Origin of the sequence: Bacteroides sp. (assembly GCA_036351255.1) — a bacterium.
Taxonomy (GTDB): domain Bacteria; phylum Bacteroidota; class Bacteroidia; order Bacteroidales; family UBA7960; genus UBA7960.
Genome location: JAZBOS010000143.1, coordinates 18,786 through 32,943, shown reverse-complemented (window position 1 = coordinate 32,943; position 14,158 = coordinate 18,786). Strand labels below are relative to the sequence as shown.

At 50.0% G+C, this 14,158-nt stretch carries 11 protein-coding genes; 3 read left to right on the top strand and 8 right to left on the bottom strand.

Annotated features, from left to right (window positions below; genetic code table 11):
• On the top strand, positions 1 to 913 hold a 913-nt coding region (locus tag V2I46_14025; GenBank protein ID MEE4178618.1), incomplete at its 5' end, for a T9SS type A sorting domain-containing protein.
• A 464-nt stretch (positions 914 to 1,377) separates the two neighbouring features.
• On the opposite strand, the gene V2I46_14020 is transcribed toward V2I46_14025, so the two are convergent.
• A complete protein-coding gene (locus V2I46_14020) occupies positions 1,378 to 2,619 on the bottom strand; it encodes a competence/damage-inducible protein A (protein ID MEE4178617.1) in 1,242 nt (413 codons plus the stop codon).
• 110 nt (positions 2,620 to 2,729) lie between these two features.
• Here V2I46_14020 and V2I46_14015 point away from each other — a divergent pair, with 110 nt between their 5' ends.
• Together V2I46_14015 and V2I46_14010 are read left to right on the top strand one after the other, a co-directional pair.
• Complete coding sequence (locus tag V2I46_14015) at positions 2,730 to 3,602, top strand: nucleoside phosphorylase (GenBank protein MEE4178616.1); 873 nt, start codon at positions 2,730 to 2,732, stop codon at positions 3,600 to 3,602.
• Between the two features lie 11 nt (positions 3,603 to 3,613).
• The gene (locus V2I46_14010) at positions 3,614 to 4,510 is read left to right on the top strand and encodes a transglutaminase-like domain-containing protein (GenBank protein ID MEE4178615.1); all 897 of its coding nucleotides are present in this window, start codon (positions 3,614 to 3,616) and stop codon (positions 4,508 to 4,510) included.
• Between the two features lie 173 nt (positions 4,511 to 4,683).
• Here V2I46_14010 and V2I46_14005 read toward each other — a convergent pair whose 3' ends face one another.
• The 7 genes from V2I46_14005 to V2I46_13975 form a co-directional block, all read right to left on the bottom strand.
• Complete coding sequence (locus V2I46_14005; protein MEE4178614.1) at positions 4,684 to 5,952, bottom strand: thiamine pyrophosphate-dependent enzyme; 1,269 nt, start codon at positions 5,950 to 5,952, stop codon at positions 4,684 to 4,686.
• The gene (locus V2I46_14000) at positions 5,949 to 7,067 is read right to left on the bottom strand and encodes a hypothetical protein (protein MEE4178613.1); all 1,119 of its coding nucleotides are present in this window, start codon (positions 7,065 to 7,067) and stop codon (positions 5,949 to 5,951) included. The genes V2I46_14005 and V2I46_14000 overlap by 4 nt, the downstream gene beginning before the upstream one ends.
• Complete coding sequence (locus V2I46_13995; protein MEE4178612.1) at positions 7,051 to 8,271, bottom strand: CaiB/BaiF CoA-transferase family protein; 1,221 nt, start codon at positions 8,269 to 8,271, stop codon at positions 7,051 to 7,053. The genes V2I46_14000 and V2I46_13995 overlap by 17 nt, the downstream gene beginning before the upstream one ends.
• Before the next feature lie 4 nt (positions 8,272 to 8,275).
• Complete coding sequence (locus V2I46_13990; GenBank protein ID MEE4178611.1) at positions 8,276 to 9,766, bottom strand: sodium:solute symporter family protein; 1,491 nt, start codon at positions 9,764 to 9,766, stop codon at positions 8,276 to 8,278.
• 259 nt (positions 9,767 to 10,025) lie between these two features.
• Entirely contained in the window at positions 10,026 to 11,351 is a 1,326-nt protein-coding gene (gene murF / locus V2I46_13985; GenBank protein MEE4178610.1) for a UDP-N-acetylmuramoyl-tripeptide--D-alanyl-D-alanine ligase, read from the bottom strand.
• A 69-nt stretch (positions 11,352 to 11,420) separates the two neighbouring features.
• Positions 11,421 to 12,887: an SUMF1/EgtB/PvdO family nonheme iron enzyme gene (locus V2I46_13980; protein MEE4178609.1), complete on the bottom strand. Its 1,467-nt coding sequence runs from the start codon at positions 12,885 to 12,887 to the stop codon at positions 11,421 to 11,423.
• A gap of 31 nt (positions 12,888 to 12,918) precedes the next feature.
• Complete coding sequence (locus V2I46_13975) at positions 12,919 to 13,905, bottom strand: PorP/SprF family type IX secretion system membrane protein (GenBank protein ID MEE4178608.1); 987 nt, start codon at positions 13,903 to 13,905, stop codon at positions 12,919 to 12,921.
• Between the last annotated feature and the right edge of the window lie 253 nt (positions 13,906 to 14,158).

The window sequence follows — 14,158 nt, the reverse complement described above, 5'->3', positions numbered from 1 at the left end:
TCTGGCTTTCCACGGCTCGACCGATGCGCCCACAGTAAGCGTATGGGAGACTGGCGTTGGCGCCGGACAGATCATCAGCGATTTCACCTATGGTGACTTTGCCGGATACCTTGAATTGCCCACAGCCGACTATGTTTTGGAAGTGCGTACCGCCGATGGTGAGACCACCGTTGTGGCTTACAGCGCACCCCTTGCCACCCTTGGCCTTGAAGGCGCCGCCCTTACAGTCGTAGCCTCTGGCTTCCTGAACCCTGCCAACAACAGCGACGGTGATGCTTTTGGTCTTTTTGTAGCCCTTGCCAGCGGTGGTGATCTGATCGCCCTGCCGGTCTACGTTGAAACTTTTGAAGTGACCTTTAACGTCGACATGACCTATGCTGAAGAATTTGACCCTGAAAGTGATGTTGTTTATCTGACCGGTTCTTTGTTTGGCTGGGCAGAACCCGGAACCGACCCTGACAACCAGACCATGACCCGCGTGGATGACTCAATGGTATGGACAAAAACTGTCGATCTGGCTGCTGGTGAATATGCCTATAAGTATTTCCTGAATGCCGGATGGGACGGTGGTGAATGGCAAGGTGGCGATGACCGCATGGTTACCGTAGAAGGTGATATGGTGATCAACGACTGGTTTGGCTACACATCCGATCCTACCAGTGTTAACGATATCATTTCCCAGGCTCAGCTAAATATCTATCCGAACCCTGCCCGCCAAATGCTGAACATCGTTTCCGACCAGGAGATCCGTGAGATCCGGATGTTTGACATGCTGGGTAAAGTGATCTATATGACTGAAGTAGAGAGTGATCGTTTCACGATGAATGTTTCTGGATTTGAAAATGGAATTTATTTCGTTCAGGTCCTGACCTCCAATGGGATATCTACCCAAAGATTACAAATTGCCAAATAGTGTGATTCTCTTCATTTATTTGGGTTGCGGGATGGCAGAAATGTCATCCCGCTTTTTTTATTCTAAAACCCTGGAGAGGCTTGCAGGGATTCATTCCCCGGGCCCTTCCCAGCACTTCTCTCTTTCTGGAAAAATCCTTCCAACCCCAGACCTCAGTCGTAGTTTAGTCGGGTTTTAGTCGTTTTGAAACGACTAAAACCCGACTAAACCCTGAGGATGGCAGATCATGATAAGGATGCTCGGGATTAACAGATGCATTTTTTCGCTCTGGATACATTATTGTGAAATTCTTAATTGAACCGTAGTTTAACCGGTGTTTAACCGGTTATAATTGGTTAAACACCGGTTAAACACCGGTTAAACTATGATTTTGAAATAAAAATCAATGTTTTGTGGAAATCCTGAACAGGTTTTCCAGATCAGAAAATAACAGGTTTTGCTTTTTACCAGGTTGTTCGGAGGAACTATACCTGGAGGATCTTTTCCCTGAGCAGGGCCAAAGCGCCCAGGGTGGCCCGGGTAATGTTGCGATCGCGTTGGTCGCCCAGGTGCAAGAGCTTGCTGGTGACCTGGCCGTGGAAGGCCACGGCGATCCATACCGTTCCTACGGGTTTTTCGGGGGTGCCGCCTGTGGGGCCTGCAATGCCACTGGTGGCCACGCAGAAGTCGCTGCTCATCACCTGGCAGCCGTTCAGGGCCATCGTCTCAACGACCTCACGGCTTACGGCACCATAGCGGGCCAGGAGCTCGTCATCCACCCAAAGGAAGCGTCTTTTGATTTCGTTGGCATAGGCAATGATGCTTCCCCTGAAATAGGCGCTACTGCCTGCCACACTGGTGATCTTATGGGCCAGAAAACCCCCGGTGCAGCTCTCGGCGGTCGCAAGGGTCAGGCCCTTTTCGGTGAGCAAACGGCCTATGATTGCTTCAAGGGTATCGCGGTCATAGCCCCAGATATATTGGGGGATGAGGTCCGCAAGTTTTTTTTCTTCCTTATCCAGGGCTTCTTTCAGGGCTGTTTCATTGGGGCCAGTGGCGCTCATCCTGAGGCGGACCATCCCGGGCGAGGGAAGGTAAGCCAGCCTGATGAAGGACGGCAAATTGTCTTCCCAGCGGGTAATGATCTCTGACAGGAAGGATTCGCCAACGCCCTGGGTAAGGACCGTACGGTGGAGGATATACTGCCCTTCCCTGCGTTTCTTCAATTCGGGCAGGATCTTGTCCTCGACCATGGCTTTCATTTCATAGGGGACGCCCGGCATGGCGACGCAGATCTTTCCGCTTTGTTCGAACCATAGTCCGGGTGCTGTGCCATTGGGGTTGCGCAGGATCCGGGCAGAGGCAGGTACCATGGCCTGTTGGCGGTTGAGATTGGTGAGTGGATAGTTGCGGCGGGCGAAAAGAGCCCTGACATCTTCCAGGACTTCCTCGCTGAGTATCAATTCAGTTTGGAAAAACCTGCACAAAGCCAGTTTGGTCACGTCATCGCGGGTGGGACCCAGCCCACCCGTCATCAGCACCAGGTCAGATCGTTGGAGGGCTTCTGCAAGAATGCGGTGAATCTCTGCTTCGTTATCGGTGACCACCGATACTTGCCTCACTACCATACCCGCTTCATTGAGCCTTTCGGCCATCCACGAAGCATTGGTATTGATAATCTGCCCGATCAGGAGTTCTTCCCCGATGGTGATGATCTCTGCATTCATTCCCGTATCTGGATTTATGGCTGCGAAGTTAGCAATAATAGGTATTTAATCAATTTATTCATACATTTGTCTTTTGTCCAAAGACACGATTTCCCAGAAATAATATACCCATGAAAGATTTTCAGGAATCAGAACTTATAATCAATCCCGACGGTAGTCTTTATCATATAAAACTCAAACCGGAAGACGTTGCCGACACGGTGATCCTCGTGGGTGACCAATCGCGTGTGGCTGTCATCTCCAAGCATTTTGACAAGATCGAGGTTAAGAAAGACAACCGCGAATTCACGACCCATACGGGCTGGCTTAACGGCAAACGCATCACCGTTATTTCGACCGGTATCGGAACGGACAATATCGACATTGTGGTCAATGAGCTGGATGCAGCTGTTAATTTTGACCTGGAGAAAAGGGAAGTAAAGAAAGAGCATACGTCCCTGGATATCATCCGGCTGGGAACGACCGGCGGGCTGCAGCCCAACCTTGAAGTTGATACATTTGTGGCATCCGCTTACGGACTTGGATTTGACGGACTGCTTAATTTCTATGCCTATGATGAGAAGATCCTGGAAACAGAGATCATCGAAGCTTTCAGGAAACATACCGGCTGGAACGAACGCCTGCCGTATCCTTATATCGTTAAATCATCTGACCGCTTGTTGCAGAAATTGGCTTATGACCTGCCGGCAGGCATTACGGCCACTGCCAATGGCTTTTATGGCCCACAGGGCAGGAAGTTGCGTATCCCCCTGGCCTTTCCCGAGCTGAACGAAAGGATTGAGAGTTTCCAATATGGCGAATACCGGATCACCAATTTTGAGATGGAGACCTCTGCGCTGTTTGGGCTGGGCAAAACACTGGGACATCATGTACTTACCATATGCGACATTATTGCCAACCGGGTGACGAAACAATTCAGTGAAGATTACAAGGCGTCGGTTGAGAAGATGGTTCAGCTGGTGCTGGGAAGGCTCACCTCATAAACCTGAAGGCCATGGAAGGCAATCTCAAAACCCGCGAAATGCAAGCCCTGGTCAGCCTGGTGGATGACCCGGACCTGGAGGTTTTCAAGCAGGTGTCGGAAAAGATTCATGATTTTGGCCCTGAAGCCATCCCTTACCTGCAAAAAGCCTGGGAAAATTGTTTTGATCCCCTGGTGCAAAGCCGGATTGAGACCTTGATGCACCAGATCCACTTTGATCATATCATCCTTGAACTGGAGCAGACCTTTGAACCCGGCTGCAAGGATTTGCTCTCTGTCTGGTCCATCCTTTCCAGGTATGAACATCCCGGGTTAAACGAGGAAGACATTCAGTTTGAATTGAATCAAATCCGCAAGGATATCTGGCTGGAGCTAAATGATAACCTGACAGCCCTGGAGCAGATCAAAGTATTCAACCACGTTTTTTTCGACATCCATGGTTTTACGGGTAATATCGACAATTATCATTCTGCTGGAAATTCCTTTATCAACCAGGTTTTACACAGTCGCAAGGGTAACCCCTTGTCGCTGAGTGTTATATACATGCTTGTGGCACAAGGGCTCGACCTTCCCATCTATGGGGTTAACCTGCCCGAACATTTTGTACTGGCCTATACAGGGAAGGCTTTTGACACCGAAACTATGCGGATGGAAGATCACAAGGTTCTGTTTTACATCAATCCTTTCAGCCGGGGGATGGTGTTTTCTTCGCAGGAGGTGGAAAAGTTTGTAGAACATCTCAATCTGGAACCTGATCCTGCTTATTTTGAACCCTGTAGTAACTGCGAAATCATTTTGCGGATGATCAATAACCTTGTCAATGCTTATGAGACCGATGGATTAAAGGATAAACAAAGGGAAATGGAGCACCTCAGGGCGGTGCTTCGAAAAAAGATAGAATCAGCCTGAGCCATAAAAAAAGGGGATGAGAAATCCCCTTTTTTATTGCTTTTCAGAGCCCCGAATGTCTCCGGGGTTTTCCTCATGACTTAATCGAAGATTCTAATTCAAACCTTCTGTCCCGGGCTCCAGGGGTCAACAGTTGGTTCACTTCGCTGTTTGCGGCGATCCCTAAGCCAATCTTATTTGACCAATGCCTCCTTGATTTTTGCCACGGGCAGTTTTTCGCCCATGCCTTCCGCTTCGATGGTCAGGAAAAGGCACTCAGTGCTGATGATCCCGGTTTTCAATGCCATAAAGAATACGGAGAAAATGGAAGCGTTGCGGGCACCCATTCCACGGAAGTCGTGCCTGATGACTTCGGCCCCCGTTGGCGGTACTTCCAGGCTCTGGTCGATGAAAAGGTAGCCTCCCTGCATTTTAGCGATCCGCTGTTTGTTGTGGGCCAACCCGTCGCTGGATGTGATCACCGCCATGTCGGGCACAGCGATGCCATGGAAATGGACCTCTTCGGGAGAAAGGTTCAATTCAGCCGTCGAGAACCCTACCCCCACGGTCACCGGATAGCTTCCTTTCTGGGTGATGGAAAGGCCCGAACGCATGGCGGCCTTCGCCAGGATTGAAGCGGCAAGCTGCACCCCTTCGCCTGCTGACCCACTTAGGATCATGGAGGTGGTTTTCTTCAGGTAGCTTTTGAATGAAGGAGCAATGGGGTTGACTTTTTCAAGCAGATTGTCGGTTTTTCTGCCCTGATGGGCGATGAAAGGTTTCCTGTTATTTAACCATTCGCCCATTTCCTTGCCTGCGCTTTGGGCGATCTCGCTTAATTTTCGCCTTGGATTCAGTTTCATGCCATAACTGGGACATATCTCCAGCACTTCCACCAGTGAAAACCCCCTGGTGGAGAATGCCACGGCCAGTTTATCGGAGATGTCACCAATACCCATGACCCGGCTGACATAACTTGCACCGGCGGTATGGGCCAGGGCGCAGATATCGTAACCGCTGAAGGGGTTTCCTTCGCGGGAAGTAGTGGTATTAAACCCATGCGGGGTCAGTCCACTGGTTTGCCCACCGGTCATCCCATAAAGGAAGTTGTCGTGGACCACCACGGTCATGTTGAGGTTAAGGCGTGAGGCTTCCATCAGGTGCTGGAGGCCAATGGTAGAACCACCGTCGCCAATGAAGACGATCACCTTCTTGCCCGGTTCTTCGGTGCCAAAAGTAACGCCTGCCCCCAGTGCTGATGAGCGGCCGTGCAGACCATGGATGGTATGGGTGTTGAGACATTTGTCGATGATGCCGTGGCAGCCAATGTCGGTGACCATAATCACATCGAGCGGGTTAAACCCCAGTTTTTCGAGGGCTTTGGTGGTATTTTTGGCAATCAGATCGTGGCCGCAGCCTTTGCAGAATGGCAAGGCATCGGTTTTCAGAAAGGGAATGTTCATCGTGTGACCTCCTCCATAATTTCCCTGGGGCTGATCATCTTGCCCAGGCTGCCAACAAAGGCAATGTTAGCGGGAATGTGCTGACCAAAGAGCAGGCTCCCAAACTGTTGGTTTATGTTTTCCTCGGCGATGACCACCCGCTCGTATTTCATCATCAGTTCAAGGTAGAAATCGGGGGTGGGGATCATGGTTTTGGGAATAAGCAGGGAAACCTTCTCGTGGTTTTTTCTAAGCATTTCCGTGGCATCGATGGCAGCCGAAGAGGTGATTCCATAGGCCACGATCAGTTTCCTGGCATCCTTTTGTTCGTCGAGGGTGTAATAGCCATGTGATTTCATCCGCTGAACGATTTTCTCTTCAAGCTTGCGGGTATTGCCCATGGACTCTTCGTTTGAGTGCTGCAGAATCCCGGTCAGGTCATGGGTTGAGGCGTTGAGCCTGACCTGATGGTTGCTTTGCGTGACGGGCAGAAAATCAGGAACAAAATCGGTAGGCTTGTAGGACTTGTATTCACCCTCGAGGTTGAAGAGTTTTCGTGTCGATGGCTGGATCACCCCGAGGGTGCTGAGGTCAAAACTTTTTTGGGTCATGACTTCTTCCTTTGAGGTGAGCAGCACCACAGGGGTACGGAGGTTCTGAGCAATATCGGCAGCCTTGGCAGCGAGGTCCCAGCAGTCGTTGAAGTCGGCGGTTGCCAGGACGGGGATGGGATGTCCTCCTGAAATCATGCCCCTGAGGAGGAGCAGGTCGCCCTGTGCTCCGCAGGTCGCGGTTCCGGTAGCAGGGCCCAGCCTTTGTACGAGAATGATAACCATAGGCAGTTCCATCATGTAAGCCATGTTGATGGATTCGACCATCAGGGCAAATCCAGGGAAAGAGGTGGCCGTGACTGGCAGTTTGCCGGTGGCGGAGAGTCCGCTCATCCATTGCAGGGTGGTAATCTCGTCAGGTGCCGGGAGCATGAGCTTCATGCGCTGGCTGCCATACTGATAGAGCAGGTTGGCAGGGGTGATGGGATACCCAATGAAGGCATCTGCCCCTGCGCGGGCCAGGGCTTCGATCATCAGGCGTGAGCCATCAATGAGGACTCGGTTCCCTTTAGTCTTTTCTTGCATAAACTACTCCTTTATTGATTAAGTTATCGATTTCGGATTCGGTAAGTTTCAGCCACTCTTCCAGGATTTGCCTGGTGTGCTCGCCATAGTGGGGAGGGGGCGAAAGTTGCTCCAGGGCCATGGGGTCGCTGGTGCTGAAAGCTACTGAGCGTACCCCTTTAATCTCCATCCCGGAATTGTATTGCCCCCTGAGGATCATAGGCTCAGATTCGGGGACTTCGAAAACCTCTTTCATATTGAAGACCCCCCCTGCAGGGATACGCTTTTTTTCGAGAATGTGCAGGATCTCTTCCCGCTTGTAATTACCGATACATTCCTGGATGATTGCGTTGATCACCCCTTTGTTGACAACGCGGTCCTGATTGCGGGCAAACCTGGGGTCTTCAGCCAGTTCAGGCCTTCCCAGTGCTTTAACCAGTTCGCGATATTGCTTATCCGTGCCGGCGGCAATGACGATGCCTTTGTTGTCTGCGGTCTGGAAGATCGTTCCGTAAGGTACGATGTTTGGATGGTCGGAGCCCATCCGTTGCGGGATGGTTTGTCCAACGAGCCAATTGGTAGCCTGGTTGGCCAGGGAAGCAATGCCCGCCCTGAACAGGGAGGCTTCAATATACTGGCCCTTGCCTGTGCGTTCGCGCTGAAGCAACGCCAGAAGAATGGCTTCCTTCACCTGGTGAGCTGCCAGGAGGTCCATCAGGGCAACGGGCATTTTGATGGGAGGTCCACCGGGCTCACCATTCATATAGGTAAACCCACTTTCGGCCTGGATGATTGCATCGAAGCCTGCCCGCTGGTTTCCCAGGCCATAGCCCGTGATGTGCGAATAGATTAAGGCCTCGTTATGCTTCTTCAGGGTTGGATAGTCTACCTTAAGTTTTTCAGCATCTCCCGGCTTATAGTTCACCAGGATGATGTCGCAATGCTGGGTGAGTTTATAGATCAATTCGAGGCCTTCGGGCTGGCAAAGGTCGGCGGCAAATGAAGATTTCCCCCAGTTAACGCAGGAAAAGTAGCCTGAGATATCGCTTTCGGCAGGCTCCTTAGGAAGCTTCCAGTTGCGGGTGACATCGCCTCGGGTCGTCACATTTTCAACTTTCAGGACTTGTGCTCCCAGTTCAGCAAGAAACATTCCCACGCTGGGACCTGCCAGTACAGCGGCCAGCTCCAGCACTTTAATACCTGATAATGGCAATTCGTTGTTCATAATCCTATACCTGAGGTTTGTCTTCATCCTTGAGGGAGGGCAGTTTACGCGGCGCCTTTTTTCCTGTCAGGTTGCCGATGATGATAAATAATATGGCTGCGCCAATGGCCACGTAAGTGTCTTCTATGCTGAGGACTCCCATTCTGCGAAGGACGATGTTGATCAGCACGGCGATTGTGCCACCCAGGAAAGCCAGGCGAACCCCTTCAATCTTTATCCAGCCGCGGCTGTAAATGCCCATTACAATGACGATGGCCCCGATAGCCCGGATGCCATAGGAAATATATGCCGTATCAAGGATGGCGCCAGAGCCGTAATAGGCCAGGGGAATAGTAAAGAGGTTGACGAGGATCACCAGTTTGCGTGCCGTAGAGATGAGCTTCTGGTCGGGTGCGGTTTTGTTGATGATTCCGTGATAAATGTCCTTGGTGGCAATGGTGACTACAGCAAAGTTGACAGGCCCTACCGTCGAAAGAATGGCGGCCAGGATGCCCGCAAGGGCAATGCCTCCCAGGATGGGATGAATGAATTCGGGGGTTACCATCAGGGTGGGCAGCACCATTTTGGGATTGATCACCTGGAGGGCATTGTCCCAAAGGGGGCTGTCAGCGCCCTGGAGGCTGAAGAAATTGCCGGTTTTGGCTACCAGCCCGAGCAAGGCCACAAGAATTCCGAAGGGAGCAATGATAAAAGCGGAGAGGATAGCAGATTTTTTAGCAATGGCAGCGGTGCGGGCAGCAAAGATGGGCTGGATGCTTGCCTGCCCTGCCATCCCACCCAGGACGCCGCCCAGGATAAGGCTCCAGGCATAGCTCAATCCACCGCTGAAGGGATTATACAAGTTGGTTGGTGACCCCTGGGCGATCATGGCATCCTTCAGGGCATCCAAGCCTCCCACCTGGTGGATGCCCAGGAAGGCAGCGGTGCCAATTCCCAAAAACATAACCAAAACATGGATAATTCCCGTAATGGCAAGGGCGTGCATCCCACCAACGTAGGTGTAAATGGTGATGACCACCGAAGAAATGATCACCGATTGCAGCCAGGGGGTTCCGAACATGGCGGATATTACGCTGGAGGCAGTTTGTAACTGGACAAAGGCCAGGATGATGTAGGCAAACAAAAAGGCGATTGCCGAAATGGCGCGGGCGCGTTTCCCGAACAGGTTTTCCAGCATCTCGCTTACCGTATGCACATTGTTATCGCGGTAGTGGCGTGCCACGGTAAAGCCAATGATTATCATTCCAATGGCGGTGGAGATGTTATAGAGGATGGGTTGCAGGGTTCCTGAGGTAAAGGCTTTTTCGCTGACCCCAATGGTGCTCATGCCCCCAAGCCACTCGGATGCAACGACAACGGCACAGGCCACAATACCTAAATTGCGGCCGGCTACGAGATAATCGGCCGCGGAACGGCTGGCTACTTTTTTTGTTAATAAAGAAATCAGGGTAATAAGGGTAAAATAGGCAATGACTATCAGCAGATAAGTATTCATAGAAAAGAAATTTGGTGGTTTTAACAAGGTTTGTTTTCAGAAGAAATGCTGAAACTTCTTATCCGCTGTTGAGATACATGGCCTTAATGGGATTCAGGTTTGAAGCTAAGATTGAAAGTGGTTTTAAATGGCCGATTGTGGCGGCAAAAATAAAGAAATAAAAGCACAAGCAAAAGTTTTCGGGCTGGCATTTTCAAGCACAAATCTTTTTCAGGCGAGGAGTTTAAAACTGCAAAAAATAAAACCTTCAGGAATTCCCTTATAGGGCTTCCAGAACCTTTTCCATTTGAATGCCTCGCGATCCCTTTACAAGGATATGGTATCCCCTTAGCTGGTTGTTCGATAGCCAAAGGCATGCCTCAGAAACATTGCTGAAGACCAACTGGTGATCAGAGGGTTTGGCTATGGCCTTAAATTCGGGACCTACCAGGATGATGCGTTCAAAGTTCATTGCTTCAAGGGTCCTGATGATATGACTGTGTTCTTGCTGGCTTACATCGCCCAGTTCAAGCATATCGCCCAGTATCACTGCTTTGGGAGTTTTCCCGAATCCTGAAAAATTTTCGAGGGCAGCAGCCATACTGGTAGGATTTGCGTTGTATGCATCCAGGAGGATGACATTCCTTCCGTTGTCGATCCATTGCGAGCGACTGTTGGATGGGACGTAGCCTTCAATGGCTCGGATGATGTTTTCAGGACTTACGCCGAAAAACAGGCCAATGGCAATGGCTGCCATTATGTTTTCAAAATTGTAGGCTCCGACCAAGCGCGTGTGGATGGTCCCTGAAATGCCTTCAGCAGTCTTTCCCAGCGCCTTGTTTGCCTGAAACGCAACACTGAGGAAGGGGCTTTCTTCGGTAATCATTCCGGAACAATGTTGTTCCGGGCTCCTGCCATACAAGACTTTGACAGCATCGCCAGCTTCTTTCATAAGCCCAGGGTTGTCGCCATTGATAAAAAGGGTCCCATTGCGGCTCATCACGCTGCGATACAATTCAGTTTTCGTTTTTACAATGTTCTCCAGGCTGCCGAATCCTTCCAGGTGGGCTTTGCCGATATTAGTGATGATCCCATAATCGGGCAGGGCCAGTGCGGACAGTTCCCCAATCTCACCCATGTGGTTTGCCCCCATTTCGATAATGGCGATCTCATGGGCTTGATTTAAGTCAAGCAAAGTCAGGGGAACTCCAATATGGTTATTCAGGTTTCCCTTGGTGGCAAGGGTGTGAAATGTGGTGGCCAGAACTGCATGGACCAGTTCTTTGGTAGTGGTCTTTCCGTTAGAACCTGTAATGCCAAGCACAGGAATGTGAAACTGCTTACGGTGGAACAGACTGAGTTGTTGAAGGGTGTCTTGAACATCAATGGTTTCAAAGATCCGTTCATCCTGAGGAGTAATTTTCTCGTCGACCACGGCGGCAATACACCCTTTTTCAAGGGCTTGGAGGGCAAATTTATTTCCGTTGAAGGAAGGCCCCTTCAGGGCAAAAAAAATGGCTCCGGATTCAGCAAGCCTGCTGTCAGTGCATATGGTATGACCACTTGATACCAGTTGATCCAGCTTTTTTAGCAGTTCTTTTTCCATTGCCGCTAAATTAAATAAAAAACCCCATCCGCATCTGCGAATGGGGTTGCAAAAATATTGAATCCCTAATTAATATCCTACGGGGCTGCCAACCCGGATCATTGCACAGCGGAAACCAATGTCGTTGGTCGCTTCATTCTGATCGAGGAAGCGGCGATTGCCAGGAACGATCCAGTACACACGATCTTTCCAGCTACCACCTTTATAAACACGGGCTTCGTCATTGATCAGACTTGATACGCTGTATTCGTACATGATCTTATCGGGGTCTTCACCATCTTCATCGGCAAAGTAAATGCTTGACATCAGGTCGCCGTCACGATATCCAATGTTGTCGGCATAGCGGTAATTGCGGCGGGTGACATTTTCCTCCACCGTAACATCGCGGCTGATAAGTCTACCAAATTCATCCTTCGGAACCGGGTTGCCTTCAGCATCCAGTTCATAGGTTTGGAAGACGTTACCGCGATAAGGGCGGAAATCAGAAACATCTTCGTGAGAGAGGGGCCTGTACACATCCAAAACCCATTCGCTGACGTTTCCTGCCATGTTATAGAGGCCATAATCGTTGGGCCAATAGGCGAAGACGGGAACGGTAGCTTCACCACCATCATTCAGGTTTCCTGCCACACCCATATAGTCACCACGGCCACGCTGAATATTGGAAAGGAAAATCCCCATGGTTTTTCTTTCACTGCTTCTAACGTTGTGTCCGCTCCAGGGATAGAGACGGCGTTCCACCACGCGCTCATAAACGGTGTTGCCGATAAGTCCGAGGGCTGCAAACTCCCATTCTGCTTCAGAGGGCAGGCGGTAGGAGGGGAGCAGGATGCCATCGGTCCAGCGCACCTGACGTTCGCCAGTGCCTCTGGGGTCAAGATCGCGCATGCTATTCCTTACCAGACCTTCATACTGGCCAGCAAGATAGGCTTCCGTGTTGAAGTTATTTTCATTTCTTTGATCCGGATCCCAGTCGAGGATGCCTTCGCGAATCAGGATCATTTCATTGACCCTGTCGGTACGCCAGGATGCGTATTCAGAGGCCTGAACCCAGCTGACTCCGACGACCGGATAATCGTTGTAGGCAGGATGGCGCAAATAGTTCTGGACGAAAGGCTCGTTGTATGCCAGAGGATCGCGCCAGACAAGGGTATCTGGCAGGGCTTTGCGATACACCTCGGGATAAGTTTCTCCAAAAACCCGGTCGATCCAATAGAGATATTCGAGGTAATCGAGGTTTCGTACTTCTGTCTCATCCATATAGAAAGAAGAAACAGTCACCCTGCGGGGGATGTTATTCCAGTCGAACATGACATCCTGTTCGGTGCGTCCCATCACGAAGGTACCTCCTTCTATAAAGACCAGACCAGGTCCGGTTTCCTGTTCCTGGGTAGCGGCGACTTCAAAGCCGCCAGTTTGAGAATCGTTATAAAGCCATCCAGTTGTGGGGGAGGATTGCTTTTTACAAGAAAAAAGGAATGCAGATGCCAAAATGGCCACAGAAACTGCAATCAGACTTTTGGGATTCCTTGACATAGAGGTGTTTTTTGAATGTGTACAAAAATAACTAAAAACTCGGACAGTTTAGTATGCGATAGCGCATGTTTTTGGGCTTGCAACGTAAATTCAGTAAAACACTTATTTCGTGCGCGCCGTGAAAAATTCCTGAAAAACCCGACAATGAATGATCGTAGCTATAGGCTACCCGGTATTTCCCCTGGTTGAGGCCCAACATAAAAATCAGGGTTTCTGGGAGGCTGAAATCCTGTCTTATCCAAATGCCAGCCACTATTTTTGAGATTCCAGCATAAAAACCATAGTTGATTCTGTTGAAAGGGGCCTGATGCTGAAAGATAATGTTAGGCGAAATGAAGAACGTTTCCTCTCTCATGTAAGCTGGCCCGGTTTGGGCCAGGGGGATGTGAAAACCCAGATGGGCAGTGATCTTCAATGGGAGGGGGTGGTTGCCAAAGAGGCTTTCTTCCGGCCGGGTTAAATGATGAATGGCAGCTCCGCCATAAAACCGCTCATTATATAATAGTATGCCTGCAGCAAAGTCGGCAGCGTGTCGCCAGGTTTGATCGGGAGGGGTTTCAGTAATGGGTAGCGTTTCTCCGGTGGAAGGATCGAACTGGTCGGGGAAAACCAGGTTGTTCCAGTTCAGGTCCTTTCTCAAGTATCCAGCCTGTGCCCCAAAATTCAGATGCAGATCGCGTCTGAGCTGAAGATGGAGGCTGTAGATGGCGCTGATGTTGTTACGCATGATCAGGCCGCCCTGATGGTCGCTTGTTGCCAGAATTCCCAGGCCGCCCCTGAGAGCCTCAACGGGTTGGTCGTAAGAGAAATTAAAAGTAGAGAAAGTTCCGAAGTCGGGATAAGGCTGGTTGCGGTAATTGAAGACCAACCGGCTGCATTCAAAAGTGCCTGCAAAAGCCGGGTTTAAATAGGTGGGGGTAGAAAAATGCTGAGAGAAAATGGCATCCTGCCCTGATAAATAAACAGGGTAGGTCATTGAAAAAGCAATGAAAACCAAACGAATCTTTACATCTTTCATTTAGAAGGGATGGCTTATTCCACTTTTACTTTAACGTGGAAAATTGCCGATTGTTACGAAGGTTATTAAATTCATCGATGTAACGAATATTTACTAGTGTCTAAATGCCTGAATTTGGCATGTTCATTGAAAAAACACCGCAGAAAATATTGGTCAGAAAAAAACGTTTTAAACAAGTACCTTTGCTTCCTGTTATATATTCGGGCTTATAAAGTTAATGAGCAATCCGCTGGGAAATAGCCGCTGTTAATGC